This is a genomic window from Mesorhizobium sp. M7A.F.Ca.CA.002.15.2.1, from assembly GCF_003998715.1.
GTDB lineage: Bacteria > Pseudomonadota > Alphaproteobacteria > Rhizobiales > Rhizobiaceae > Mesorhizobium > Mesorhizobium ciceri.
This window is the reverse complement of record NZ_RZPI01001164.1, coordinates 1-757: the sequence shown is the minus strand read 5'-3', so window position 1 is coordinate 757 and position 757 is coordinate 1. Positions and strand designations below refer to the sequence as shown.

Genomic DNA, 757 nt, shown 5'->3' with positions numbered 1-757 from the left:
GACCGACAATGCGTCGTCCGGCAAGAAGGCCTGGGCGGTCGAGGCGGCCAAGGTGACGGCGTCGACCAATGCCGCCTATCCGTCCGATGCGCAGGTGATCGGCGCGGTGCAGCGCGCCATGGGCTCCGGTGTGACGCTGCTGAATGCCTCCGGCGGGTTGCCGGGCGAATTGCACAAGCTTTGGCAGGCGGGCGCGCCCGGCTCGTACCATGGCGAATACGGCTTCTCGACCATGGGCTATGAGATTGCCGGCGGGCTCGGCGCCAAGATGGCGAAGCCCGGCGAGGAGATCGTCGTCATGATCGGCGACGGCTCCTACCTGATGATGAATTCGGAGATCGCCACCTCGGTGATGCTCGGCCTCAAGCTGACCATCGTGCTGCTCGACAACCGCGGTTACGGCTGCATCAACCGGCTGCAGATGGCGACCGGCGGCGCCAACTTCAACAATCTGCTGAAGGACTCGCGCCACGAGGTTCTGCCCGACATCGACTTCGCCGCGCATGCGGCGAGCATGGGGGCGATTGCCGAGAAAGTGCCGTCGATCGCCGGGCTGGAAAACGCGCTGGCACAAGCCAGGAAGAATACGCGCACCACGGTGCTCGTCATCGACACCGGCCCCCTGGTTTCCACCGATGCCGGCGGTCACTGGTGGGATGTGGCGGTGCCGGAAGTGTCAGTGCGGCCGCAGGTCAACGCGGCGCGCAAGGCGTATGATGAAAAGCGGCAGATGCAGACCATCGGCGATTGATATAGG

At 65.0% G+C, this 757-nt stretch carries 1 protein-coding gene; it reads left to right on the top strand.

Annotation, left to right across the window (positions count from 1 at the left end):
- On the top strand, nt 1-751 hold a 751-nt coding region (locus ENZ74_RS33390; protein WP_245471068.1), incomplete at its 5' end, for a thiamine pyrophosphate-dependent enzyme.
- Nucleotides 752-757: the final 6 nt, after the last annotated feature.